Annotated in this window: 27 protein-coding genes; 20 read left to right on the top strand and 7 right to left on the bottom strand. The window is 41.6% G+C overall.

Annotated elements, in window-relative coordinates; translation table 11 throughout:
* The first annotated feature begins 20 nt into the window (after positions 1-20).
* Positions 21-1,202 (top strand): NO-inducible flavohemoprotein, encoded by a 1,182-nt coding sequence (hmpA, locus tag AN393_RS10215; protein ID WP_055017982.1) that lies wholly within the window; start codon positions 21-23, stop codon positions 1,200-1,202.
* 59 nt (positions 1,203-1,261) lie between these two features.
* On the opposite strand, the gene AN393_RS10210 is transcribed toward hmpA, so the two are convergent.
* The 5 genes from AN393_RS10210 to AN393_RS10190 all read right to left on the bottom strand — a co-directional run bounded on the left by AN393_RS10210 (position 1,262) and on the right by AN393_RS10190 (position 5,172).
* Positions 1,262-1,630, bottom strand: a complete 369-nt coding sequence (locus AN393_RS10210; RefSeq protein ID WP_055017981.1) for a hypothetical protein — start codon at positions 1,628-1,630, stop codon at positions 1,262-1,264.
* Positions 1,630-3,249 carry a S41 family peptidase gene (locus AN393_RS10205; protein WP_055017980.1) on the bottom strand — a complete coding sequence of 540 codons (1,620 nt, stop codon included), beginning with the start codon at positions 3,247-3,249 and terminating at the stop codon, positions 1,630-1,632. The genes AN393_RS10210 and AN393_RS10205 overlap by 1 nt, the downstream gene beginning before the upstream one ends.
* Before the next feature lie 110 nt (positions 3,250-3,359).
* A complete protein-coding gene (locus AN393_RS10200) occupies positions 3,360-4,019 on the bottom strand; it encodes an endonuclease (protein WP_055017979.1) in 660 nt (219 codons plus the stop codon).
* Positions 4,020-4,075: 56 nt separating this feature from the next.
* Positions 4,076-4,777: a hypothetical protein gene (locus AN393_RS10195; protein ID WP_055017978.1), complete on the bottom strand. Its 702-nt coding sequence runs from the start codon at positions 4,775-4,777 to the stop codon at positions 4,076-4,078.
* A gap of 143 nt (positions 4,778-4,920) precedes the next feature.
* On the bottom strand, positions 4,921-5,172 hold the full coding sequence (locus AN393_RS10190; RefSeq protein WP_055017977.1) for a Rho termination factor N-terminal domain-containing protein: 252 nt from the start codon (positions 5,170-5,172) through the stop codon (positions 4,921-4,923).
* A 231-nt stretch (positions 5,173-5,403) separates the two neighbouring features.
* On the opposite strand from AN393_RS10190, the gene AN393_RS10185 reads away from it, so the two are divergent.
* Positions 5,404-5,784 carry a hypothetical protein gene (locus AN393_RS10185; protein ID WP_055015471.1) on the top strand — a complete coding sequence of 127 codons (381 nt, stop codon included), beginning with the start codon at positions 5,404-5,406 and terminating at the stop codon, positions 5,782-5,784.
* 10 nt (positions 5,785-5,794) lie between these two features.
* On the opposite strand, the gene AN393_RS10180 is transcribed toward AN393_RS10185, so the two are convergent.
* Positions 5,795-6,235, bottom strand: a complete 441-nt coding sequence (locus AN393_RS10180) for a PaaI family thioesterase (RefSeq protein WP_055015470.1) — start codon at positions 6,233-6,235, stop codon at positions 5,795-5,797.
* A gap of 177 nt (positions 6,236-6,412) precedes the next feature.
* Between AN393_RS10180 and lexA the strand changes: the two genes are divergently transcribed.
* From lexA to AN393_RS10150, 5 genes are all read left to right on the top strand, one after another.
* Positions 6,413-7,030 (top strand): transcriptional repressor LexA, encoded by a 618-nt coding sequence (gene lexA, locus AN393_RS10175; RefSeq protein WP_004588213.1) that lies wholly within the window; start codon positions 6,413-6,415, stop codon positions 7,028-7,030.
* A 472-nt stretch (positions 7,031-7,502) separates the two neighbouring features.
* A complete protein-coding gene (gene coxB / locus AN393_RS10165) occupies positions 7,503-8,645 on the top strand; it encodes a cytochrome c oxidase subunit II (RefSeq protein WP_055015467.1) in 1,143 nt (380 codons plus the stop codon).
* Complete coding sequence (gene ctaD, locus AN393_RS10160) at positions 8,645-10,237, top strand: cytochrome c oxidase subunit I (RefSeq protein WP_055015466.1); 1,593 nt, start codon at positions 8,645-8,647, stop codon at positions 10,235-10,237. Before coxB ends, ctaD begins: the two co-directional genes overlap by 1 nt.
* The gene (locus tag AN393_RS10155) at positions 10,237-10,767 is read left to right on the top strand and encodes a cytochrome c oxidase assembly protein (RefSeq protein ID WP_055015465.1); all 531 of its coding nucleotides are present in this window, start codon (positions 10,237-10,239) and stop codon (positions 10,765-10,767) included. Before ctaD ends, AN393_RS10155 begins: the two co-directional genes overlap by 1 nt.
* 35 nt (positions 10,768-10,802) lie before the next feature.
* The gene (locus AN393_RS10150; protein ID WP_055017976.1) at positions 10,803-11,678 is read left to right on the top strand and encodes a cytochrome c oxidase subunit 3; all 876 of its coding nucleotides are present in this window, start codon (positions 10,803-10,805) and stop codon (positions 11,676-11,678) included.
* Here the strand turns inward: AN393_RS10150 and AN393_RS20720 are convergent.
* Entirely contained in the window at positions 11,578-11,889 is a 312-nt protein-coding gene (locus tag AN393_RS20720) for a DUF2909 domain-containing protein (protein ID WP_082422701.1), read from the bottom strand. The genes AN393_RS10150 and AN393_RS20720 overlap by 101 nt on opposite strands.
* Before the next feature lie 14 nt (positions 11,890-11,903).
* Between AN393_RS20720 and AN393_RS10145 the strand changes: the two genes are divergently transcribed.
* The 13 genes from AN393_RS10145 to AN393_RS10085 all read left to right on the top strand — a co-directional run bounded on the left by AN393_RS10145 (position 11,904) and on the right by AN393_RS10085 (position 24,387).
* Positions 11,904-12,644 carry an SURF1 family protein gene (locus AN393_RS10145; RefSeq protein WP_055015463.1) on the top strand — a complete coding sequence of 247 codons (741 nt, stop codon included), beginning with the start codon at positions 11,904-11,906 and terminating at the stop codon, positions 12,642-12,644.
* Complete coding sequence (locus AN393_RS10140) at positions 12,634-13,128, top strand: hypothetical protein (RefSeq protein WP_055015462.1); 495 nt, start codon at positions 12,634-12,636, stop codon at positions 13,126-13,128. The genes AN393_RS10145 and AN393_RS10140 overlap by 11 nt, the downstream gene beginning before the upstream one ends.
* Before the next feature lie 30 nt (positions 13,129-13,158).
* Entirely contained in the window at positions 13,159-14,148 is a 990-nt protein-coding gene (locus AN393_RS10135) for a heme A synthase (protein ID WP_055017975.1), read from the top strand.
* A 12-nt stretch (positions 14,149-14,160) separates the two neighbouring features.
* Positions 14,161-15,090: a heme o synthase gene (gene cyoE, locus AN393_RS10130; RefSeq protein ID WP_055017974.1), complete on the top strand. Its 930-nt coding sequence runs from the start codon at positions 14,161-14,163 to the stop codon at positions 15,088-15,090.
* Positions 15,087-15,704 carry an SCO family protein gene (locus tag AN393_RS10125; RefSeq protein WP_055017973.1) on the top strand — a complete coding sequence of 206 codons (618 nt, stop codon included), beginning with the start codon at positions 15,087-15,089 and terminating at the stop codon, positions 15,702-15,704. The genes cyoE and AN393_RS10125 overlap by 4 nt, the downstream gene beginning before the upstream one ends.
* 163 nt (positions 15,705-15,867) lie before the next feature.
* Entirely contained in the window at positions 15,868-16,140 is a 273-nt protein-coding gene (locus AN393_RS10120; RefSeq protein ID WP_055015458.1) for an STAS domain-containing protein, read from the top strand.
* An 8-nt stretch (positions 16,141-16,148) separates the two neighbouring features.
* Positions 16,149-16,511 carry a response regulator gene (locus AN393_RS10115; protein WP_029773320.1) on the top strand — a complete coding sequence of 121 codons (363 nt, stop codon included), beginning with the start codon at positions 16,149-16,151 and terminating at the stop codon, positions 16,509-16,511.
* A gap of 14 nt (positions 16,512-16,525) precedes the next feature.
* Positions 16,526-18,613 carry a chemotaxis protein CheA gene (locus AN393_RS10110; RefSeq protein WP_055017972.1) on the top strand — a complete coding sequence of 696 codons (2,088 nt, stop codon included), beginning with the start codon at positions 16,526-16,528 and terminating at the stop codon, positions 18,611-18,613.
* Entirely contained in the window at positions 18,610-19,095 is a 486-nt protein-coding gene (locus tag AN393_RS10105) for a chemotaxis protein CheW (RefSeq protein WP_055015456.1), read from the top strand. Before AN393_RS10110 ends, AN393_RS10105 begins: the two co-directional genes overlap by 4 nt.
* A 48-nt stretch (positions 19,096-19,143) precedes the next feature.
* Entirely contained in the window at positions 19,144-21,849 is a 2,706-nt protein-coding gene (locus tag AN393_RS10100; RefSeq protein WP_055015509.1) for a methyl-accepting chemotaxis protein, read from the top strand.
* 60 nt (positions 21,850-21,909) lie between these two features.
* Positions 21,910-22,740 carry a protein-glutamate O-methyltransferase CheR gene (locus tag AN393_RS10095; RefSeq protein WP_055017971.1) on the top strand — a complete coding sequence of 277 codons (831 nt, stop codon included), beginning with the start codon at positions 21,910-21,912 and terminating at the stop codon, positions 22,738-22,740.
* Positions 22,724-23,347, top strand: coding sequence for a chemoreceptor glutamine deamidase CheD (gene cheD, locus AN393_RS10090; RefSeq protein ID WP_055017970.1), 624 nt, complete (start codon positions 22,724-22,726; stop codon positions 23,345-23,347). Before AN393_RS10095 ends, cheD begins: the two co-directional genes overlap by 17 nt.
* 8 nt (positions 23,348-23,355) lie before the next feature.
* The gene (locus AN393_RS10085; RefSeq protein WP_055017969.1) at positions 23,356-24,387 is read left to right on the top strand and encodes a chemotaxis response regulator protein-glutamate methylesterase; all 1,032 of its coding nucleotides are present in this window, start codon (positions 23,356-23,358) and stop codon (positions 24,385-24,387) included.
* Positions 24,388-24,391: the final 4 nt, after the last annotated feature.

The raw sequence follows: 24,391 nt of genomic DNA, 5'->3' as shown, positions 1-24,391 counted from the left end.
CTTACCTATAGGACTATTTTATGTTATCTGATAAAACCATTGAAATTGTTAAAAGCACTGTTCCGCTGTTAGCACAGGCTGGCACCGTTGTGACCGATCATTTTTATAAGCGACTATTTAGCCATAACCCAGAGCTTAAAAATATTTTTAATATGGTGAATCAAGACACCGGCCGCCAGCAATTTGCTTTGTTTAACGCCTTAGCGGCATACGCCCAAAATATTGATAATTTAGCGGTGTTAAAAGAGGCATTAGCGCGCATTAACCATAAACACACCAGTTTAAATATTTTACCAGAGCACTATCCCATTGTTGGTGCTCATTTAATTGGCACCTTAAAAGAGCTAATACCAGAGCAGTTTACGCCAGATGTAGAATACGCATGGCGAGAAGCTTACGCACTGCTTGCTGATATTTGTATTACCGAAGAAGGGGCTTTGTATGAGCATAGTAAAAACACACTCGGTGGCTGGGCGGGTACTCGCCAATTTGAAATAACCAATAAGCAGATTGAATCTGAGCTAGTAACAAGCTTTACACTCACACCTGTAGATGGCAAAGCGGTTATTATCCACAAACCTGGCCAATATTTAGGGATTAAAGTTAAGCCAGAGGGCGCTGAATATGCAGAAATTCGCCAGTATTCTATTTCGCAAAAAGGTAACGGTAAAAACTACCGTATTAGTGTTAAAAAAGAGCTACAGCCAAAGCCTGGTGTGGTATCTAATTATTTACACTCACTAACACAAGGTGACATAGTTGAACTATACCCGCCTGCAGGAGATTTCTTTTTACGTAATAACACAAACCCAGCAGTACTTATTTCAGCAGGTGTTGGGCAAACGCCAATGCTTGCGATGCTCGAAACGTTATTAAGCGATAACCCTAAGCAAAATATTATGTATTTACATGCGTGCGAAAATACTCAGCAGCACGCGTTTGCACGCTATTTAAATGAGTTAAGTACGGCTTATAACAGCTTGCAAACTATAACGTGGTTTAATCAAAGCAGTGATGGGGCTGATTTTACAGGGTTGATGGACTTAACGGCCATACAAACACAACTACCCCTTACAAATGGTGACTTTTACTTATGTGGCCCCGCTGGGTTTATGGCGTTTGTGAAAAGCCAGTTACTGGCGCTAGGTGTTAAAAACGAGCATATTCATTACGAAGTATTTGGCCCGCATCAAGATTTATAAACCAAGGGAAAAATGGCAAAGGCACACAGATTAATGCTGTGTGCCTTTTTAATAGTATTTTATTGTGCTTTACAACTTACGTTTTTAAGCTCAATAGCCATATCTTTTTTAGGATAATAAAGCACGCACTGCTCGGCAATTATTTGTAAAACAAACTTTTCTGACTTGATATTATGCGCGCCCATTATGGGCATACCATTTGAGTCTTTACTATTTCCATGGCTTAGTAACAGCTCGCTGCGTTTAGTAAAAACGGTGTCGGCAAGTGTAACTAGTGTGCCACCTTTCGCTTTTATAATCGCTTGCTGTAGCGTGGCTATAACGCCTAGGTTTACCTCGGTAAGTAGTGCAGGCTTGGCAGTGGCAGTATTCATACTGTTACAGCCTCCAATAAATAATAAGGTTAATATTGCCAGTAGTTTAGCCATTACTTATCCTTATTTAACGTAGGCCATGTTAAATCCATATTGCCACGGTTAAAGTCATTAGGTGCGTTTAAAGGTAATAGTTGCTTGCTATCGCCAGCAGCGCTTTGAATTTGCGTTTTAATGCCCGCAGAAGCGGTGCTAACAGGGCATGTGCCGTTATTATCTATATGGTAAAGCGCAGTAGAGAGTATCCCTTCGTTTGGATCGCCTAATTGATTGTCGAAGTCATCACTCACTACACAACCTTTCACATCCGCATCAAACTGCGGTGTTGGCGTAGGCGTAAACCCTGCTGCATATTCACCAAACCCTTTACTGTTGATACCGCTAAATTGAATGGTGTAATACGTGGTGCCACAGTTATGTGTTGGAGTAAAACCATATGGTTTACCGCAGGTCGTGTCGCCAATGAGTATTACCTCGGCGTCAATGCCTTTTAGACCATTAATAAAGGCTTCTGATGCTGAACAGGTGCCTGATGTGCTAAGCACATACACTTTAGATAAGTTTAAGTCGGGTAGGTTATCACCGGTGCTAAAAAAGGTTGAGTAATCAATTTCTTCATCTATAAACGGAAAAGGCGACTCTACAGGTTGCTTGTCGTTTCGCTGAGTTTGGTAATAAATACGGTTTTGGATATTAGCACTGCCGGCTACCATGTAGGCAAGCTGCGAAGAAAGCGCTAATAAACCGCCCCCGTTGTATCTAAAATCAATAACAAGTTCTTCTACGTTATCGGCTTTAAATTTATTAACCGCCGCAATTAAGCCTTCTTGAGCAATACTTATATGACTATTAAACTGCATGTATCCTACGCTAGTGCCATTTTCGGTGGTAATGGTTTTTACGTTTTGTACAGGCGTTTGTTCTATGTTGCCAGCCGTTACGTTAAAGGTTTTTTCAGCGCCATCGTTACTGCGCACAACGATGGTGTGCGAGTCGCCATTAGTGGGGCTAAATAAGCCTTCGTTTAGGGTATCTACGCCTGCTTGTGTGCTAGTATTAATGCTTACGCCATCAACTTCGAGCACCGTATCGCCACGTTGAAAACCAATTTGGCTTGCTGGTGAGTCATCTTCTAGGTAGGCAACACGCAAAATTCTATCAGCTGGGTCGCCTATAAATGCCCAGTTTATGCCATAGCCTGAGGTTACACCTGATTGTGCTTCTTGAAAGTAGTCCTCGGAGGGTTCTGAAAAATGAAAGTTATCTTTTTTATCACCTGAGTCAGTTAGTTCTTCGGTTTTTAGTTGGGCAAAATAACTGGCCACTGTAGCAAAGTTTTCAGGGTCGTTATCGGCTATTTCATCATACCAAAGGTAGGTTTCATTGCTCCACGAGCGAAGCCAAAGCTTTTCGTAAAGTGCTGAACCAGCTTGGTCTGGGTAAGGCTCATTATTATTAAACGGATCGTTACCTGTGCGTGGGTTTTCGCAAAAGTTTTTTAACTCATCCGATGGCTCAAATACACCTGCCGTCCATGTGGGGGCTGTGCTTGCAGGAGGTGTGATGATTGGAGCGGGCGTTTCATTCATGCTGCTACCACCGCCACAGCCAGCAAGTGTTAGGCTTGAGAGTGCAGCAATAATAGCGAGTGATGCTTTGTTATTTTTAAACATACAGAACTACTTTTTGTAAATAAGTTGTTTAAAATACTACAACACCCGCTCATTTATTCAACGTATTAGACCCTAAATTATGTAAATGAGTGTATAACATTTCGCTTGTGTTAAAGCTTGCTTGCGCTGCTTTTATCTGCAAATGCTTGTTTTTTCCATGCATCAAATAGCTTTTGTTGTTTGGCTGATATTTTTAAGCCATATGTTTTTTGCATATAAGCGTAGGTGTCGGCAATGCGTTTGCGGGCATAAAATGGCGGCTCTACTAAGCGTTGTTTAAAGTTAACCTTTACCTGGCAGCGGCCATATTGAGTGGCGCTTTCGCTCAGCATTCCAAAGCGATAGTTAGAGCGATCGGCGTTAATTTCGCCAATTGCGGGGGCTAAATTGTTTATGTCGGCTTCCATTTTTCTAAATTTGGCACTGACCTTTCGACAGTTTTTACGTCCGCCGTTTTGCCAGCATTGTAGCTGGTGGCCAAATTCCCATGCGGGCACTATGTGCTCCCATTCAATACGCAGAGCACGTACATTAACTTTGCCAGAAGAAGTTAAAGTATTACGCGGAATATAGCCACAGTTGCTAGGGTCAGGGATTAGCTTTTTACCCTGCTTTTTAATGTCGCAGCCGCAGTAAAGGCTTTTAGCGTTATCGGGTAGGGTTTTAATTAAGTGCCTTTTAGCCGTTGAAAAACGGGTAAATTCTTCACTCGATGCCGAAAAACAAATACAACAAGCCACAAAGGCTAAAATAAATTTAAGCATATCCATCACATACGTGAACTACAGGAGGCGCTAGTTTAAGGCCTTGAAATTAAAATATAAACCTATTTAAAAATCCTTTTAAGCCTTAAATTTTGCAAAAGTAGCAACATGCCGCATAAACAAAATAGCACGCTGGTGGCTGCAAAGCTGATTAGTAACGGGTTGTTAAAATCTTCTCGCTCGTCGTAATCCATTATGTGCAGCATCCAAAAAAAGTCGAATATACGCCATAGAGTGCTGCGAACAGTAATTACTTTGCCGTTAATTGCATTTAAATACAGCGTGGTATTAAAGGTGTCGTTAAATTGTACTTGCCACACATTTGTTTTGTATCCCACTTCTCGAGTCCCTTGTTTTAAAAATGTGGTACTTACTGGTTTAGCGTCGATGAGTAAATGAGCTTGTGCATTAGCGGTGATTTGTATTTTAGTGGGTGGCTTAAAAGGGCGGCCCGTTAAGCCATTAAAGCTTTGCTGCTCGGTGCTGTTAATAACAGTAATAAGCGGGGTAGTTAAAAAGTGCTCAAATATTATTTGAGTGGGGTTAGCCACTTGTGACGTAATATTATCGAGTGATGTGGGGTAGTCTGCTTGTGTAAATGGGTTTGTAAGTGTGCGTTTTGCAAGGTGCTTACCATGTACGTATTCAAGTGGTATTGCGCTCATTACTAAGCCACCTAAAAGCCAAGCTAAAATTTGTAAGGCAAGTAAATAGCCTAGCCACTTATGTAGTTTTCGTGCGCGCTTAAATAGTTGCTTTCTCATTTTGTGCTTCTTATTATTTTTAGCGTTAGTGTATTACAGCAGCCCATGCTTTTACTGCGGCATTTTGTCGCAGTTATTCATAAGCTTACTCTAACTTTATAAAAATAATAAAAAGGAGCGATAAAAAATCAGTGAGGCTGCGTTTAATGCTCACGCAGGGCATTTATGAGCTCTTGTTTGCTCATTTTTGAGCGGCCACTAATGCCTACCTCTTTTGCTTTATCGTATAACTGTTTTTTTGTGCGCTTCTCATACTTTGAGGCTTTGCCGCCTTTAACTGCGGTTTTATGAGTATTACTATTAGCAATTCGCGCGGCTTTTTGTTTGCTCATGCCTTCATCGCGAAGCGCATCGTACTGTTCATCATTTTTAATTTGCGGGCCATGATCTACCATTATTGTTCTCCTACAGCTTTTAATTACACAGTGTGTGTATAACTTTCATACATAAACGCTAAATTTGAGCTTAACTAGCCTAACCCGTTTTATAAGGCAAATTAGGTGCCAATGGCGTTTAAACAGGTTTTTTCTATTAATAAAGCCATGTTTACCGCTTAGTTGATTTGGTATAAAAGTAAAACTGCGTTAAAGTTTGCGATGAAACTATAAGAGGGTAAAAAGCAGACAATGTCGGAAATTCAATTTTTAAATGTAGATCTAGAGCTTGAGTCTAAACAAGATATTAGCGCCCTAGTGGCAGACTTAAAGAAAAACGCGATGGTTTTACATTATGACAAAGACGAATATCGTCAATTGGCGCGTATTGAAGCCGCGGGTGACATAACCACGCCTGACAAAGCAATTAACCACTTATGTGAATTAATCGAGTCGTGTTCACGTAATGCGCTTAAACAATGGTTGAGCTGTTCGCGCAGAACCTTTGATATTGGCTTTGAATCGGGCACGTCACCTAAGTGTTTTAACCAAGCTCTACATGCAGATACACTGCTACGTATATCTGCAATTGGCGCAGGTATGGAAATAACAATTTACCCTATCGAAAAGTAGCCATAGTTAATTATTTGCGCTCGACAACCGCTGCGGTCATTTTTGATACGCAGCAAAGTTCGCCGCGGCTATTAGTTATTTTTATTTCCCATACAGAACTGCGCTTACCAATATGAAATGCACGAGTAACAGCGGTTAAAGTGCCATTTCGAGAGGCCTTTAAATGGCTGGCGCTAATTTCCTGGCCAACACAATAAAATTTTGTAAAGTCCACTACAAAGTTAGCGGCGTAGCTTGCTACGGTTTCGGCAAGTACCACATTTGCGCCACCATGTACCATACCAATAGGGTTATGATGCTCAGGAATAGCGGGCATGGTGGCTACTAGGTAATCATCGCCTATTTCGGTTATTTCTATACCCATTGTTTTCATTAGCGTGCCTTGGCCGTTTATTCCCTCATCTAACTGTTTGCAAAGCGCTAATGTGATGGGTTGATGCCAAATACTCATAATTACTCCTTTATGCTGAAAGCAAATTTATAGCATTTTAAATACTGAACGTCTGTAATTACCTAAAATATATCCAAGTGCGGTGTGTTTAGCTATTTTAAAGCGCAATTTAAATTTGCGATTTTTATTTAACTGTATATACTCACAGTTAAATGTACTGTATGGAAAACCAGTTGTATGCGACCATTAACTAAACGCCAAGCTCAAATACTCGAACTAATAAAAGTTTTTATTAAAGACACTGGTATGCCTCCTACACGTGCCGAAATTGCGCAAACACTAGGTTTTAAAAGTGCCAATGCCGCAGAAGAGCACTTAAAAGCGCTTGCCAAAAAAGGTGTTATTAAAATGAAGCCAGGCGCAAGCCGTGGTATTCAATTGGTTGAAGAAGAAGAGCCAGAGCAACTAGGGCTACCATTAATAGGTCGAGTTGCAGCGGGTTCGCCTATTTTGGCGCAAGAACATGTTGAGAGCCACTGCAAAATAGACCCACTTATGTTTAAACCTGCCGCTGACTTTTTACTGCGTGTTAACGGTATGAGTATGAAAGATATAGGCATTATGGACGGCGACTTACTTGCTGTACACCGTACCCAAACAGCTGAAAACGGCCAAGTTGTGGTTGCGCGGGTAGATGAAGACGTAACCGTAAAGCGCCTCGAAAAAGCAGGCAGAAAAGTATTATTACACGCCGAAAACGAAGAGTTTACGCCTATAGAGGTAGACCTTGAAAACGAATCTTTTAATATTGAAGGTTTAGCTGTTGGCGTAATAAGAAATGCCGACTGGATGTAATTTTTAACTATTTTTAAGTAACTTTTTATAAATGCGCACTTTTAAGTGTGCATTTTTGTTTTAAGAAAGACCTTCCGCTACCTCAAAGCGCCCTAAAATTATTTAGCCTGTAAACTTTTTTGCACTCGCACTTAACTCCTCTTTTATATGATGCACCCCCTAGTTTTACTCGCTATTTAGCAACTAACTTGTGTTTAAGCTGGCGTAATTAAAGCTTATTTTAAAATACAACTTGTTTGTTTTTTATACTGAAACTTGCTTGTTGTACGTTTTTTAGCTAATCATTAATGTGCTGGGCTAACAATAACTCACAGCTTTTTGGTTTTGAGAACACACAAATACACATTCTTTGTTGGCGCAGCTATACCAATCAAAACAAATTAGGTTGGTTAAATAATAAAAATAACGAATTGGCGTTTAAGCCGTATGCCTCTTCGCTTTGCATTCGCAATAGCATCAAAGGAGCCGTCACATGGGTAAACTGACCTCTGCCTTGTGGCTTGTATTGATTATGTTCCCGCAGCAAGTGCTGGCTAATAGCCAATACAATATGCGCAAGGGCGTAACCGATATAAGTAATAATGTATATCAGCTACACATGACAATATTTTTAATATGTTGTGTGATTGGGGTGATAGTGTTCGCAATTATGTTTTGGGCACTAATTCATCACCGTAAATCTAAAGGGGCAGTTCCTGCCCAATTTCATGAAAGTACCAAAGTAGAAATTCTTTGGACTGCCATTCCGTTTGTTATTTTAATTGCCATGGCAATCCCTGCCACTAAAACCTTGATTGCAATGGAAGATGCCAGTAAGGCCGACTTAACCATTAAGATCACTGGGTCACAGTGGAAGTGGCATTATGAATATATGGGCGAAGACGTGGAGTTTTATTCTATTTTGTCTACCCCTCAAGACGAAATAGCCAACCTTGCTAATAAAAACCCCAATTACTTACTTGAGGTTGATAAACCTTTAGTACTGCCAATTAATCAAAAGGTGCGTTTTTTAATGACCTCTGATGATGTTATTCACTCTTGGTGGGTACCTGATTTTGCCGTTAAAAAAGATGCCAACCCAGGGTTTATTAATGAAACGTGGACCAACATCAACGAAGAGGGTATTTACCGTGGCCAATGCGCCGAACTATGCGGTAAAGATCATGGTTTTATGCCCGTGGTAGTTGAAGCTAAGTCGCAAGAGGATTTTAACGCGTGGCTTGCAGATGCTAAGCAAGCTAAGCAGAAAGCGGCATTAGCCGATGCAGCCCTACTTGAGAAAACGATTCCTAAAGAAGAGTTAATGACGCTAGGCGAGCAAGTGTATATGGCAAGTTGCGCTGCGTGTCATCAGCCAACAGGTATGGGGTTACCGGGTGTGTTTCCAGCGCTTAAAGGTAGCCCCATTGTGCTTGGTGATATAAAAGATCATATAGATATTGTAATTCATGGCCGTCCTGGCACTGCAATGCAGGCATTTGCAAAGCAGTTATCTATAAAGCAACTTGCGGCAGTAATTACCTTCAAACGCAATGCGTGGGGTAACGATACGGGTGATGTTATCCAACCTAGTGAAATTCAGGCAGCACTTGATGCTGATGGGGAGGCGAACTAATGAGTAGCATAGTAGAACAACCACACGCCAATAACGCTCACCACGGCCATCATCCAGCCAAAGGTTTTAAACGCTGGTTATATACAACAAACCATAAAGATATTGGCAGCATGTACTTAATTTTTTCGCTGACGATGTTTTTAATTGGTGGTGCAATGGCCATGGTTATTCGGGCTGAGTTATTTCAGCCAGGATTACAATTGGTAGATCCTCACTTTTTTAACCAAATGACCACAGTACACGGCTTAATTATGGTGTTTGGTGCTGTAATGCCAGCCTTTACGGGGCTTGCTAACTGGATGGTACCGCTCATGATTGGTGCGCCAGACATGGCACTGCCCAGAATGAACAATTGGAGCTTTTGGATTTTACCCTTCGCTTTTTTAATTTTATTGGCATCGTTATTAATGCCTGGAGGCGGCCCCGCATTTGGCTGGACGTTCTATGCGCCGCTTTCTACAACGTACAGTAACGATAACACCGCAATGTTTGTGTTTGCAGTGCACATTATGGGGATTAGCTCAATTATGGGCGCAATAAACGTGATTGTGACCATTGTTAACTTACGTGCCCCAGGCATGACATGGATGAAACTACCATTATTTGTTTGGACATGGCTAATAACCGCATTTTTATTAATTGCTGTTATGCCTGTATTGGCCGGAGCGGTCACTATGGTGCTGACCGATAAATACTTTGGAACCAGCTTTTTTGATGCAGCAGGTGGCGGCGATCCGGTGATGTTTCAGCACATATTTTGGTTTTTTGGCCATCCCGAAGTGTACATCATGATTTTACCCGCCTTTGGTATTATTTCGACCATCGTGCCTACGTTCTCTCGTAAAAAACTATTTGGTTATGCCTCCATGGTATACGCCACTTCTTCTATCGCATTACTGAGCTTTATAGTGTGGGCGCATCATATGTTTACGACCGGTATGCCCGTTGCTGGCGAGCTATTTTTCATGTACGCGACCATGCTTATATCGGTACCTACAGGGGTAAAAGTTTTTAACTGGGTGGCCACTATGTGGCGAGGTTCAATAAGTTTTGAAGTACCCATGTTATTTAGTATTGCATTTATTGTGCTATTTACCTTAGGGGGCTTTTCGGGGTTGATGTTGGCTATAACACCAGCTGATTTTCAGTATCACGATACTTACTTTGTGGTGGCGCACTTTCATTACGTGTTAGTTACGGGGGCAATATTTTCTATTATGGCAGGGGCTTATTATTGGCTGCCTAAATGGACGGGCAATATGTACAACATTGCCTTGGCTAAGTGGCATTTTTGGTTATCGCTGGTAAGCGTTAATGTGCTGTTTTTCCCTATGCATTTTGTTGGGCTGGCAGGTATGCCTCGCCGCATTCCCGATTACGCTCTGCAGTTTGCTGACTTTAACGCAATTATTAGTGTAGGTGGGTTTGCCTTTGGTTTATCGCAGTTACTCTTTGTGGCTGTGGTAATTAAATGTGCCCGAGGGGGCGATAAAGTCCCTGCAAAAGTATGGGATGGTGCTGAAGGTTTAGAGTGGGAAGTAGACTCTCCTGCGCCGTATCATACTTTTTCTACACCGCCGGAAATTAAATAATGACACATGCACCGCTATTAAAGCGCCTAATTCTTATTTGTATAGGTATGTTTGCTTTTGCATTTGCCTTAGTGCCCTTATATGACGTGTTTTGCGACATAACCGGGCTTAATGGCAAGCCGTCGCTTGAGCAAGCTAAACAAAGTACACAAATCACTGAAAACCGAGAAATAGGTGTGAGCTTTACAACCCATGCGCAAAGTGGTGCGCCCTTTATTGTTAAATCTAAAGAATACAGTGTTGATGTGAAACCAGGTGCTATGCGTGAGGTAATGTTTAGCGCAAAAAACACCAGTGATATCGATAAAGTAATGCAAGCGGTACCTTCTGTATCGCCCGGAAAGGCAGCTAAGTACTTACATAAAATAGCGTGCTTTTGCTTTGATCAACAACCCCTAAAAGCGGGTGAAGAACTTGAGTTTAAGCTGCTTTTTTATGTTGATACCGCACTGCCGAGCGATGTAGAAGAGCTAACTTTATCGTACACCGTATTTGATATTAGTGAGCAGCTAGTAGCAAGTAATAACTAGCCTGCATGTCTAGTGTAAAACTAGGAGCAAGTAACATGAATCAAGATTATGAAAACTACTACGTACCCGAGCAAAGCCCTTGGCCCATAGTGGGCGCGGTGGCGTTATTTTTTATTGCAGTGGGTGCGGCGTTAACAGTTATGAATTTAGAAAGTGAAGGGGGCAGCGGTGTGTACCTGCTATATGCAGGCACTGCAGTGCTGCTGTATATGATTTTTAGTTGGTTTAAAAATGTAATTAGCGAGTCTGATCAGGGCTTGTATTCAGCGCAAATGGACCGCTCGTTCAGACAGGGCATGAGCTGGTTTATATTCTCTGAAGTTATGTTTTTTATGGCCTTTTTTGGCGCATTATTTTACGCCCGTGTTTTGTCGGTGCCTTGGCTTGGCGGCGCTGGGAATAATGCGATGACCAACGAGGTGCTTTGGCCTTCCTTTGAGGCCGTATGGCCACTACTAACCACACCAGCAGGTGAAACCACGCAAGCTATGGGGTGGCAAGGCTTACCCCTTATTAATACGCTTATTTTATTAGCGTCTTCGGTTACTTTGCATTTTGCTCACGTAGCCATTGAAAACAATAAACGTAAACCGCTAAAAGTGATGCTAGGGGCAACCATTTTATTGGGTGTGTGCTTTTTAGCATTGCAGGTAGAAGAATATATTTATGCCTATAACGAGCTCAATCTAACACTAGATGCAGGCATTTACGGCAATACATTTTTTTTACTGACAGGTTTTCATGGCATGCATGTGACCCTTGGCGCCATTATTTTGTTTGTTGTTTTTGTGCGTATTTTAAAAGGCCATTTTACGAAAGATAAACATTTTGCGTTTCAAGCAGCGGCTTGGTATTGGCATTTTGTTGATGTGGTGTGGCTGTGTTTATTTGTTTTTGTGTATGTGTTGTAACGGCTAATGGTGAGTGATTAGCCTTTATAAAACCAAGTTTTACAGCGGCTATCACCATCACCAAAACCACCACAGAAAACAGTACGCGACGGCCTAAAAAATGCGACATAGGCCGATTGCCAGATTTGTCGGTCACCATAATAAATAGCGCTCTAAACAAGTTGAAAAGTATAAATAGTAACAGCAGCACAATAATAATTTTAATAATCACTGGGTTGACCCTTTATGCAGTTAATTTTAAGGCGTAAACAAAAGCTTAGCTCATTTATCGCACTTTGCGTTGTGGTAGCTGTGGTGCTGGTATGTGTACGTTTAGGGTATTGGCAATTAGCAAGGGCTGAGCAAAAGCAGCAACAGCTAACAGCTATAGCTAACATGCAAACCCAAGGCGTAATGAGCTGGCAGCAATTACAGGCCATGCCTTCAAAGTGGAATAAAACAGGTGTAGAGGTTGAGCTTGTCGGAAAAATAATAAATCAGCAATACTGGCTTTTAGATAACCAAGTTTACCAAGGGCAAGTGGGTTACGATTTATTGGTTTTATTTAAGCCAAGCCAAGCAAGTGGCGTTTTACTCGTTAATTTAGGGTGGGTAAAAGCGCCTATTTCACGCAGCGAATTACCGAACATCCAACTTCCTAAAAGTACTCTTACGTTTAAAGCGCAAATAAAAGAGCAAAACTTAGCGAGCTTTAACTTACAAACCAATTCGACAAAACAAGACTTTCAAAAACGAATTCAATCAATAGATTTACAAAAGCTAAGTAAGCAAAGTAATCAATCGTTATTTAACTTTATGGCTTATCGTCAAGGTACTGGAGATGCGCTAGCAATACCGCATTATACAGCGGTGGTGATGAGTCCGCAAAAGCACCAAGCGTATGCAGTGCAATGGTTTTTAATAGCCTTAGCTTGTGTGGTGGTGGCCATTTTTGCTAGTAAAAAGAGGACTAACAATGAAAAATAATCCCTTAGTTTTATTTGTTGTATGTTGCGCTGTACCACTCGTACTCGCATACGGTGCGCTAAAACTAGACTGGTTGCCAAGCGCTATTACCAATAATGGCGATTTTTTACAGCACGAAGTAAAGCTTGAAAACTGGCAGCAACATAACCCTAAGCAATGGACAATTGCACTTAATTACTCCAATAAATGTAGTGCATCGTGTAATGAGCAGCTCAATGCGCTTGATAACTTATATATCGCCTTAGGAAAAAACCAAGGCAAGGTTGATATGGCTGTAATGGGGGCGCCTAATGTTAAGAACATGCCTTGGAAAACCTTTAACGCGCAACAAAATTTACAGCCCGCTAGCTTATATTTAATTGATCATAGGGGGTTAGTGGTGCTTGAGTATCCGTTTAAAGAGCAGCCTCAAGAAAACCGTTTAGTACAAAAAGGGTTATTAAAAGATTTAAAAAAACTACTTAATTATTCTCGTTCAAGCTAACTAATAGCGCATTGTTAATGGGAGATTCCTATGTATAAAAATTATAAACACTGGGTACTTGCAACGGGGTTGCTTGCGTTATTAGTGGTAGGGCTAGGCGCTTATACACGTTTGAGTGACGCAGGTCTTGGTTGTCCAGACTGGCCAGGTTGCTATGGCTTTTTAACTGTACCAAAGCATGAAGCCGATATCGCACTGGCTACCCAAAGTTACCCAGATATGATGTTTGAAACCGCCAAAGCGTGGAAAGAAATGATCCACCGTTACTTTGCAGGTGCGCTGGGGTTACTTATTTTAGCGCTATTTGTGTTGGCTTTTGTAAAGCGCCATAACTCAAACACGCCGGTTAAATTACCGCTAGCATTATTGTTGTTAGTTATATTTCAGGCAGCGCTGGGTATGTGGACCGTTACTATGAACTTGCAACCGCTCATTGTAATGGGGCATTTACTGGGAGGGTTTAGTATTTTATCGCTAATCACTCTTTTATACCTGCGTTTAACCAGTAAACCCATAGAGGGCGGAGATAGTAGCGCTAAACGCTACTTTTCATTGAGCTTAGTTGCATTGGCTGTATTGGTTATACAAATTGCATTAGGTGGTTGGCTTGCAGCAAATTATGCAGCGCCGCACTGTAATGGCTTACCGCTGTGTAGTTATGCGCAGCCATTTTCACTCAGTAGTGTGTTTCAGCTGCCGCTTGAGCACAGTAACTATGAGTACGGAGTGCTATCGCAACAGGCGCGTATGTCTATTCACCTATTACACAGAATTTGGGCGCTAGTTACATGTGTTGTGTTGGCACTAATTATGTGGCGTATATACAGTCAGGCGCAATCTGCAAAAATAAAACACTGTACTGTCAGCGTGCTCGTTGCGCTACTGTGCCAAATTAGTTTGGGGCTTGCGGTGGTGCATTGGCATTTTCCGCTAGGAGTGGCGCTGGCACACAATTTAATGGCAGCTATCTTGTTATTGACTATGGTTAGGTTGTGTTACTACCTAACAGCACGCACTTAAAGGGGAATAATAATGGCACTCACACTAGACAAAAAAGAACTACAAGTTATTAGCGCACACCCTTTTATTCAACGTGCTTATAATTTACTGCAAGATTACTTAGCTATTAGCAAGTTTAAAGTAGTGGCTATGTTGGTACTTACTGCCTGGGTTGGCTTGGCACTGGCGCCTGATGTAGGGCGAGGCATTACAGTACAGTTTATTAGTTTATTAGGCATTGGGTTGCTCTCTGGCGCTGCGGCGGTAATAAACCATGTTGTTGATAGCGAAATAGATACAAAAATGGCGCGAACACGCCACCGCCCTGTAGCCAAAGGCAGGCTTAGTAAAACCCATGCGTTAAGCTTTGCAGGTGTGATAGGGTTTGCCGGTTTTATAATGCTAATGCTTTGGGCCAACACCCTAACGGCCGTACTTACGTTGTTTGCGTTAGTGGGATATGCTTTTATTTACACCTCTTTTTTAAAGCGTGCCACACCGCAAAACATTGTGATTGGTGGTTTAGCTGGCGCAATGCCGCCTTTATTGGGTTGGGTTTCTGAAACAAATCAAATGGCAGCCGCACCATGGTTACTTGTAATGATTATATTTACGTGGACCCCACCGCATTTTTGGGCACTGGCAATAGCACGCAAAAGCGATTACGAACGCGCTAAAATTCCTATGCTGCCAGTGACTCATGGTATCGATTTTTGCAAAACGTGTGTTGTGGCTTATACCATATTACTGGCGCTTGTATGCGTGTTACCGTATTTAATTGGTATGTCGGGCGGTATTTATTTGGTTGGCGCATGTGTACTCAATGCACTCTTTTTATATAAAGCGGTTAAGCTAAAGCTAGCCCCTGATAATAGTAATGCCATGGACTTATTTCGCTTTTCAATTATGCATTTAATGGTACTCTTCGTGATCTTATTTATAGATAAATGGCTCCCCTTATGAAGCAGTTACGGATTAGCTTAGTTGTAATTTTTTCGTTTTTACTTGTTGCTTGCTCAGAGCAAAATAGTGCACCCGATGTGCAAGCTTTAGTGTATGAGCAAGCAAAGCCTCTTTCAGATTTTACGCTTAATGACCAAAACGGTGAGTTAGTCACCAAGGCGCAATTTATGGGGCAGTGGAACTTAGTATTTTTAGGTTATACCAGCTGCCCAGATATTTGCCCATTAACGCTTGCGAAGCTAAATAGTGTGTATAAAAAGTTACATAACGAATACCCACTGCAAATTTGGTTTATGTCGGTAGACCCCCAGCGCGATACAGCGGTAAAACGAAAGGCCTATATTGATTATTTTAACCCTGATTTTTTAGCTGTATCAGGTGTGCACAAAAACTTATTCCCAGTGGTGAGAGAGCTTGGACTAATTTATGCCATTAGTGACTCACAAGAATCAGAGTATGCGGTCGATCATAGTGCTTCGGTGGCTTTAGTTGATGCAAATGGAGCGGTAAGAGCCATATTTAAGCCTGAGTTCCAACAAGGCAATGTACCTCTTATTAATACCACTCAACTTATTAGCGAATTTAAGCAAATAGCGGATTACTATAAAAACTAGTTTTACACCTTTCACGAATTTTAAAAGGAGCTTAGGCTCCTTTTTTGCTTTTTAGCGCCACTTTTAAAAGTTTTATTAATTTTTTTGAGCCTTTTATGGCAATTTTAATAACTAAGGCTAAGCTTTTGTTATGAATTGAATTGACAGGGAAAGCCCTGAAAAAATGCTAAAACTTCCAAGCGAACTTGCAATTATGCATGTAGAGACTCTTCACCAAGATTTATTACAAGAACTCAATAGCAACAACGATATTTGTTTAGATGTCAGTGAGGTTATTTCAGCCGATACCGCGTCAATTCAACTTTTGTGTGCTTTGCAAAAACACCTTCTTACCATACATCACAAAATTGTATGGGTAGGCAACAGTGATGCACTTCAAAACGCCATTAATCAACTTGGCTTAAGTCAATATTTAATACTTGATAGTAAAGGGTAGAGGTTTATATGAAGAAAATTTTAGCGGTTGATGATTCTGCGTCAATGCGTCAAATGGTGAGCTTTACGCTTAAAACCGCAGGTTTTGATGTTACCGAAGCAAAAGATGGCAGCGAGGCTCTTGCGATTGCCAAGCAGCAAAGTTTTGATGCGGTCATTTCAGATGTAAATATGCCCATTATGGATGGCATTACGCTTATCAGAGAACTCAGAGGTCTTCCTGATTACAAATTTACGCCGCTGCTAATGTTAACTACCGAGTCAGGATTAGATAAAAAAGTAGAAGGCAAAGCAGCTGGCGCAACAGGCTGGATTGTAAAGCCATTCAACCCGGATCAGTTACTAGCGGTGCTTAAAAAAGTAATTCGTTAACTGAGGAGTGCGGCGTGAGTATAGATTTAAGTCAATTTTTTGAAGTGTTCTTTGAAGAAAGTTTTGAAGGCCTAGATACAATGGAGGCCGAGCTATTAAATTTAGAGCCCGGCGAAGAAGACTTAGAAACAATAAATACTATTTTTAGAGCTGCGCACTCAATTAAAGGGGGCAGTGGCACCTTTGGCTTTAACTCTGTCGCTGAGTTTACTCATGTGCTTGAGACCTTACTCGATCAAATACGCCAAGGCGAGCGCGAGCTAACCACCGAACATGTTAATTTATTGCTTAAAGCTGTTGATTGCTTGCGCGGGTTACTTGGTGAGCTGCAAGCTGAGCAAGAGCCTGATTTATCACACGCTACGACCTTAAAAAAACAGTTTGAAATTGTACTCGAAATGCAAGCCGATTCACCCCCAACCGAGGCAAGCGAAGTAAAGGCTGCTGCTGAGGTAAATACTTTTCAAATTGATTTTAAACCGCATCATCACCTTTTTAAAACAGGCAATGAGCCTTTATTCATGATCAGCGAATTAGCTGAACTCGGCGAGCTTGAAACGCAGGCATTTTTAGACGATATCCCAGATATTAAAGATTTAAGCAGTGACGAGTGCTACTTGCACTGGCGCTTTTTTTTAAATACCAGCGAAAAAGAAGCCGCCATTAAAGAGGTATTTGAATGGGTAGAGGATGATGCCGATATAAAAATAGAGCTCTGTGGCGGGTTATTTGATGAAGACACTTCTCACACCGCAAACACGGACGAAAAGAGCAACCACAGCACAGCTCAAACACAGCCTATTAGCGATGCCAAAAAAGCACCCGATAAGCCTAAAAGCAAACCCACAGCCGATAAAAAGCCAACATCAGCACCGGAGTCTACCTCCATAAGAGTAGGAATAGACAAAGTAGACTCATTAATAAACATGGTTGGGGAACTGGTGATAACACAAGCCATGTTAAATCAGTTGAGCGAGCAAGAAATTAGCGAATCGACCATTACGTCGTTACAAGAAGGCCTTGCGCAGCTGGCACACAATACCCGAGACCTGCAAGAAAATGTGATGCGCATTCGTATGTTACCGATTAACTTTGTATTTAGCCGGTTTCCGCGACTAGTGCGCGACATTGCCCAAAAACTAAATAAACAGGTGGAGTTGAAATTATTAGGGGAACAAACCGAGCTTGATAAAACGGTAATGGAAAAAATATCCGACCCCATGGTGCATCTTGTCAGAAATTCGCTCGATCATGGCCTTGAAACAATTGAACAGCGGGTTGCCGCAGGTAAAGACCCCGTGGGCACCGTGACCTTAAATGCCTTTCACCAAGGCGGTAATATCGTAATAGAAATAATGGACGATGGACAAGGCTTAAATACGCAAAAAATAAAAGAAAAAGCCATTGCTAATGAGCTAATTACCGCTGACTGTAATTTAACCGATGACGAAATCAATGAGCTTATTTTTATGCCCGGTTTTTCTACCGCCGATGCGGTTAGCGACTTATCTGGGCGTGGTGTAGGAATGGATGTTGTTAAGCGCAATATTCAATCTTTAAATGGTTCCGTTGAGGTTTCATCAGCACCTGGCGTTGGCTCTACTTTTACAATAAGGCTACCTCTTACGCTTGCCATTTTAGATGGTCAATTAGTTAAGGTTGCGCAGCATACTTATATTATTCCGCTCATTTCAATTGTTGAATCGCTACAGATTGATATCACTAAAGTAAGCCGAGTGGGTAGAGACTTAGATGTACTAAGACTGCGTGACGAATACATCCCTATTTTACGCTTGTATCAAATTTTTAATCATCAAAACGCCATAGAGTCATTAGACAAAACCTTGCTGGTGGTTGTTGAAACCGACAACCAAAAAGTGGGCTTGCTGGTTGATGACTTACTTTCACAGCAGCAGGTAGTAATAAAAAGTTTAGAGGCGAATTATCAAAAAGTGGATGGCGTGTCTGGAGCAACTATTTTAGGCGACGGGCGTGTCTCGTTAATTGTTGATATTAGTGGCTTAATAAAACTATCAGGACTTAAAAAACCAGGTAGCCAAGAGCTAATCATAGACTCTAAAACACCCCTGGAGGCTTCATGATTAGCGCACAAAGCGAGTTAAATAACAAAATTGATTTAGAGCAACAGCAAGGCGTTAAGCAATTTCTAACCTTTATTATGGCTGATGAAGAGTACGGTGTAGATATATTAACCGTGCAAGAAATCAGAAGCTGGGAAGAAATTACCGTACTGCCCAATGCTCCTGATTTTGTTAAAGGAGTGATAAACCTTCGCGGCACCATAGTGCCAATAATAGATTTGCGCTTACGTTTTGGTTTGCCAAGTACTGAATATGGGCCTTTAACGGTTGTTATTGTTGTAAAAGTTACTTTTGAAAATGATTCAAAAGTAATGGGCATCGCAGTAGATGCGGTTTCTGATGTTTACAGCATTGCAGAGCAAGACGCCAAGCCCGTCCCTAGCCTGTCTGATTCGAGTAATTGTGAGTATGTGGCAGGGCTGGTAAACGTAGGTGAAAAAATGGTCTCGTTAATTGACTTACAAAGAACAATGGATATATAGCCGCAGTGCTATGTAGCAACAAAAACAAACATAAAGGTGGTGATGGGCATGGGATGGTTTAGTAATCCGAAGCAATCAGAATCAAGTAATGACTTAATCGTTAATGCATTAAATAAATCATTAGCAGTTATTGAGTTTGAACCGAGTGGCAGAATAATTACCGCCAATTCAAACTTTTTAAATGCAATGGGATATCGCTTAGAAGAAGTGCAAGGCCAGCACCACTCTATGTTTGTTGAACCAGACGAAGCACAAAGCAGCGAGTATAAAAATTTTTGGCAACGTTTACGCGGCGGTGAGTTCATTTCTGACGAGTTTAAACGCCTTGCAAATGGAGGTCGTGAGGTATGGATTCAAGCGACCTATAACCCGATTATTGATAGCCAAGGGCAAGTGCTAAAAGTAATTAAATTTGCCACAGATGTTACCGAGCAAAAAAAACAGGCCGCTGAAGCACAAGGTCAGCTTGAGGCAATTAGTAAATCGCAGGCGGTGATAGAGTTTAATCTTGATGGCACAATTATTACTGCCAATGACAATTTTTTAAACGGTTTAGGCTATCAACTTAGCGAGATAAAAGGCCAACACCATAAATTATTTGTGGACCCAGAATACGCTAAAACAAACGAGTATAAACAGTTTTGGGAAAAGCTTGGGCGTGGAGAGTACGACTCGGGCGAGTACATGCGAATAGGTAAACAAGGGCAAGAAATATGGATTCAAGCCTCTTATAACCCTATATACGATTTAAATGGCAAGCCTTATAAAGTTATTAAATACGCAAGTGATATCACCGCGCAAAAACAGCTAGAGCGTGAGTCTAAAAAGGCTGCGGACTTAGCAAGTGCGTTAACCGTTTGCCAAGCCAATGTAATGATTGCCGATAAAGATCTCAATATTGTATTTGTAAACGATCAAGTTAAGTCAATGCTCAAAGCACGTGAAACGGCCTTGCAAAGTGTGCTACCTAGTTTTTCTGTCGATAATTTAATCGGCACCTGTGTAGATGATTTTCATAAGCACCCAGCTCATCAACGCGAGCTATTAAAAAACTTAAAGCAACCTTACAAAACTGAGTTACGTTTAGCAGGGCTTATTTTTAGTTTGATTGCCACACCGTGGATAAATCATGAAGGTAAACACTTAGGCACCATTGTTGAATGGGAAGATATTACCGATAGCGTAGCAAAAGCAGAGCAAGAGCGCGCTGAAGCTCAAGAAAACTTAAGAGTAAAACAGGCGCTTGATACCGTAGCAACAAACACCATGATAGCCGATGCCTCAAATGTGATTGTTTATATGAACAACGCGGTTAAATCGATGATGAGTATTGCTGAAGATGATTTGAAAAAAGAGCTGCCTAACTTTGATAGCACTAATTTAATTAAGCAAAATATAGATATATTCCACAAAAACCCGGCCCACCAGCAAAACTTATTAGCTAAGCTTACAACAACATATCGCGCTGAAATAAAAGTAGGCGGACGAACCTTTGGGTTAGTGGCAAACCCTATTTTCACACCAGAGCAAGAACGTATAGGGACGGTAGTTGAGTGGGAAGATAGAACAAGTGAAGTCGCCATAGAAAAGGAAATTGCGCAGTTAGTGAGTAATGCTGGTAAAGGCGATTTAGATACGCGTGTAGATGAAACAGGTAAAGAAGGCTTTTTCTTACGCTTGGCGCAGGGTTTAAATAGTTTAGTGGAAATTGTGGATGATGCCGTTAGCGATACCGCTCTAATGCTTGATGCAATGGCCAATGGCGATCTGTCAAAGCGCATAGAGAAAGAGTATCAAGGCTCGTTTGATAAGCTCAAGCAAGATGCTAATACCACGGCAGATAAACTCACTGATGTTATAAATCGCATAAACTCCTCAGCCACACTTGTTGCCAGTGGTGCAGAGGAGATTTCACAAGGTAATGCAGATTTAAGTCAGCGTACCGAGGAGCAAGCTTCATCGCTTGAAGAGACTGCATCGAGTATGGAAGAGATGACCAGTACCGTAAGGCAAAATGCAGATAACGCAAAAGTTGCTAACGATTTGGCCGAAGAAACCTGCGACAAAGCAATTCAAGGCGGAGAAGTGGTTAATAGAGCAGTAACGAGTATGTCGGCTATTAACGAATCGAGTAAAAAAATTGCTGACATTATAGGTGTTATTGACGAAATTGCCTTTCAAACTAATTTACTGGCGCTTAACGCGGCTGTAGAGGCAGCTAGAGCGGGTGAGCAAGGCAGAGGTTTTGCTGTGGTTGCTGGCGAGGTGCGCAACTTAGCGCAGCGCTCAGCAGGAGCGGCCAAAGAAATTAAAGAGCTCATTAGAGACAGCGTAGCAAAAGTCACCGACGGTACTGTGCTGGTTAATGAGTCGGGCGAAACGCTTAGAGAAATTGTTTCAAGCGTACAACGTGTTACGCAAATGATTTCGGATATAACCGAGGCCTCTGAAGAGCAAAGCGCTGGCATTGAGCAAGTTAATAAAGCCGTTGCGCAAATGGATGAAATGACGCAACAAAATGCGGCACTTGTAGAAGAAGCCTCAGCTGCCGGTGAGTCCATGGCTGAGCAAGCCAATGAGATGCGCCAATTACTGCACTTTTTCTCGCTCGGGCAGCAAGGTATGAATACATTGCCCAATGCACATTTTGAACGTTCTGAAGCCCCAGCGCGTCAACCCAGCGGTTATTTAAAAAATACCCAGCCCAAAGGCGAAAACTTTATAGACTCAGCAGATGAGTGGGAAGAGTTTTAGCCACTATTGGCTTGCTAGTTAAGATGCCAGCAAGCCAGTTTTACAAGGGAAGGTATAACAATGAAAGAATTTTTATGTACCGATAAAGATTTTAAAGACATTGCCACGTTGGTTTATAACGCATGCGGAATTGTGCTTGGCGATCATAAACGCGAAATGGTGTATTCCCGCTTAGCAAGAAGGGTAAGAGAGCATAAACTTAAAAACTTTTCGCAGTATTTAGAGTACTTACACAATAATAAAGAGGCTGAGTTTGACGCATTTATTAATGCGATTACCACTAACTTAACCTCCTTTTTTAGAGAGCCCCACCACTTTGAGTTTTTAAAAAACACCATAGTGCCGCAGTTACTTAGCACTAACAAAGTAACAAAACGAGTACGCGTATGGTCAGCGGGTTGCTCTACAGGCGAAGAGCCTTACAGCTTAGCAATAACCCTTGCCGATTTATTCCCAAGTTCGTGGGATGTAAAAATTTTAGCAACCGATTTAGATTCTAATGTATTAGCCAAAGCGCAAGCGGGTATTTATACCGCGGCTAATGTAAATGGTTTAGAAAACAATGTACTTAAAAAGTGGTTTTTAAAAAGCAAAGATGGGCAAACATATAAAGTGAAACCACAACTAAATAAGCACATTTTTTTTAAACGCCTTAACCTTTTACAAGAGTGGCCCATGAAAGGGAATTTTGATGTAATTTTATGTCGTAACGTGGTTATTTATTTTGATAAAGAAACAAAAGATACTTTGTTTAAACGTTATGCAAATGCACTTAATCGAGGCGGCTATCTGTTTTTAGGACACTCAGAGAGTATGGGAAAAGATCATGCTGAGTTTAAAAATTTAGGGAAAACCATGTATCAAAAGCAACACAATGCACGCACAGTTTAGGCCGGTGCTCCCAGGGTTTGAACATATAAAACGTTACTGGGATGCAGGGCGCACAAGTGTGGTGGCAAAAATATTACCTGGCGAATTTTATGTATCTAAAAATGATGAGCTTATTTCTACAGTGCTAGGCTCATGTATAGCCGCGTGTGTATATGATGAAAAATCCGGTATAGGAGGCGTAAATCATTTTATGCTGCCGGTAAAAAAAGGTTTAGAGTTAAACAGTGCACATAGTTTAAGTTGTCGCTACGGAAATTGGGCAATGGAATACCTGATCAACGAAGTGTTAAAAGGTGGCGCTGCACGAAAAAATTTAAAAATAAAGCTCTTTGGTGGCGGAAAAATAATTAGCGCCATGACCGACATAGGGATAGGGAATATTAGCTTCGCCAATGCGTATATTCAGGAAGAGTCGCTTAATCTTGTAGCACAAGATATGGGGGGGCCGTGGCCTCGAAAAATTTTTTTTCATCCGCATACGGGCAAAGTCCACGTAAAAAAGCTGAAGAATTTGCATAACAATACAATTGAAAAACGCGAAGTGCGCTACCTGCAAAACCTTAAGCAACAAGATAAAGCCACCGAGACTAACATAGAGCTGTTTTAGGAGCCGCAATGGTTAAAGTTCTGATAATCGATGATTCACCACTGATAAGGCGTTTGCTGAGCGAAATACTATCTCAGGCGAGCGATATCGAGGTTGTTGGCTGTGCCGAAGACCCTTACCAAGCACGAGAAATGATTAAATTGCTCAATCCAGATGTGCTTACCCTCGATGTAGAAATGCCAAAAATGGACGGCATTAGTTTTTTAAGAAACCTAATGCGCTTAAGACCTATGCCCGTTGTGATGATTTCTACATTAACCCAGCAAGGCTCACCTATCACCTTAGAAGCGCTTGAGCTTGGTGCGGTGGACTTTATTGCCAAGCCGACTGTGAATGTTAAGCAGCAAATGAGTCAATATGCGTATGTCGTGCAGCAAAAAGTGCGTGTGGCGGCAGGTGCAAGGGTAAGAAGCTTTAAAAAAGCCACGACAGTGAGCGAGCCTTTGCCCACCAATGCACAATTTTTATTAAACAAAGTTATTGCTATTGGGGCTTCGACAGGGGGCACAGAAGCAATAAAAGAAGTCCTTATAAAAATGCCAGTAAATAGCCCGCCAATTGTGATCACTCAGCATATTCCTCCGGTATTTAGTACCTCGTTTGCGCAGCGTATGGACCGCACTTGTGCTATTAACGTAAAAGAAGCGCAGCACGGTGACAAGCTTAGTGCAGGGTGTGCGTATATAGCCCCAGGTGGTTTGCATTTAAGCATAAAAAAAAGAGGGGTGAGTTTATATTGCGAACTTGATGATTCTGAACCGGTGAACCGCCATAAACCGGCGGTAGATGTATTATTTAACTCGTTACTTGAGTGCGGCGCAAAAAACATTGTGGCAGCGCTGCTCACCGGTATGGGAAGCGATGGCGCAAAGGGCTTACTAAGTATTAAACAAGCGGGGGGTTACACCATTGCCCAGGATGAGTTTTCTTCTGTGGTGTGGGGAATGCCCAAAGCGGCAGTAGATTTAGGTGCCGCTAATGAAATTGTTGCGCTTGATAAAGTAACGCAGCGCTTATTGCATCAAGCTATAAAGGTGTAAGGCG

The organism is Pseudoalteromonas sp. P1-25 (genome assembly GCF_001401805.1).
Lineage (GTDB): Bacteria > Pseudomonadota > Gammaproteobacteria > Enterobacterales > Alteromonadaceae > Pseudoalteromonas.
The sequence above is the reverse complement of the archived record's forward strand: the minus strand, read 5'-3'. Positions and strand labels throughout refer to the sequence as shown.

Coding starts and splice junctions, on each gene's coding strand:
- AN393_RS10180 (WP_055015470.1), bottom strand. CDS start 6,235: ATGAGTATTTGGCATCAACCCATCACATTAGCGCTTTGCAAACAGTTA.
- AN393_RS10115 (WP_029773320.1), top strand. CDS start 16,149: ATGAAGAAAATTTTAGCGGTTGATGATTCTGCGTCAATGCGTCAAATG.
- hmpA (WP_055017982.1), top strand. CDS start 21: ATGTTATCTGATAAAACCATTGAAATTGTTAAAAGCACTGTTCCGCTG.
- AN393_RS10095 (WP_055017971.1), top strand. CDS start 21,910: ATGAAAGAATTTTTATGTACCGATAAAGATTTTAAAGACATTGCCACG.
- coxB (WP_055015467.1), top strand. CDS start 7,503: ATGGGTAAACTGACCTCTGCCTTGTGGCTTGTATTGATTATGTTCCCG.
- AN393_RS10100 (WP_055015509.1), top strand. CDS start 19,144: ATGGGATGGTTTAGTAATCCGAAGCAATCAGAATCAAGTAATGACTTA.
- AN393_RS10195 (WP_055017978.1), bottom strand. CDS start 4,777: ATGAGAAAGCAACTATTTAAGCGCGCACGAAAACTACATAAGTGGCTA.
- ctaD (WP_055015466.1), top strand. CDS start 8,645: ATGAGTAGCATAGTAGAACAACCACACGCCAATAACGCTCACCACGGC.
- AN393_RS10185 (WP_055015471.1), top strand. CDS start 5,404: ATGTCGGAAATTCAATTTTTAAATGTAGATCTAGAGCTTGAGTCTAAA.
- AN393_RS10125 (WP_055017973.1), top strand. CDS start 15,087: ATGAAGCAGTTACGGATTAGCTTAGTTGTAATTTTTTCGTTTTTACTT.
- AN393_RS10205 (WP_055017980.1), bottom strand. CDS start 3,249: ATGTTTAAAAATAACAAAGCATCACTCGCTATTATTGCTGCACTCTCA.
- AN393_RS10145 (WP_055015463.1), top strand. CDS start 11,904: ATGCAGTTAATTTTAAGGCGTAAACAAAAGCTTAGCTCATTTATCGCA.
- AN393_RS10210 (WP_055017981.1), bottom strand. CDS start 1,630: ATGGCTAAACTACTGGCAATATTAACCTTATTATTTATTGGAGGCTGT.
- AN393_RS10200 (WP_055017979.1), bottom strand. CDS start 4,019: ATGGATATGCTTAAATTTATTTTAGCCTTTGTGGCTTGTTGTATTTGT.
- lexA (WP_004588213.1), top strand. CDS start 6,413: ATGCGACCATTAACTAAACGCCAAGCTCAAATACTCGAACTAATAAAA.
- cyoE (WP_055017974.1), top strand. CDS start 14,161: ATGGCACTCACACTAGACAAAAAAGAACTACAAGTTATTAGCGCACAC.
- cheD (WP_055017970.1), top strand. CDS start 22,724: ATGCACGCACAGTTTAGGCCGGTGCTCCCAGGGTTTGAACATATAAAA.
- AN393_RS10150 (WP_055017976.1), top strand. CDS start 10,803: ATGAATCAAGATTATGAAAACTACTACGTACCCGAGCAAAGCCCTTGG.
- AN393_RS10140 (WP_055015462.1), top strand. CDS start 12,634: ATGAAAAATAATCCCTTAGTTTTATTTGTTGTATGTTGCGCTGTACCA.
- AN393_RS10190 (WP_055017977.1), bottom strand. CDS start 5,172: ATGGTAGATCATGGCCCGCAAATTAAAAATGATGAACAGTACGATGCG.
- AN393_RS10135 (WP_055017975.1), top strand. CDS start 13,159: ATGTATAAAAATTATAAACACTGGGTACTTGCAACGGGGTTGCTTGCG.
- AN393_RS10120 (WP_055015458.1), top strand. CDS start 15,868: ATGCTAAAACTTCCAAGCGAACTTGCAATTATGCATGTAGAGACTCTT.
- AN393_RS10085 (WP_055017969.1), top strand. CDS start 23,356: ATGGTTAAAGTTCTGATAATCGATGATTCACCACTGATAAGGCGTTTG.
- AN393_RS10105 (WP_055015456.1), top strand. CDS start 18,610: ATGATTAGCGCACAAAGCGAGTTAAATAACAAAATTGATTTAGAGCAA.
- AN393_RS10155 (WP_055015465.1), top strand. CDS start 10,237: ATGACACATGCACCGCTATTAAAGCGCCTAATTCTTATTTGTATAGGT.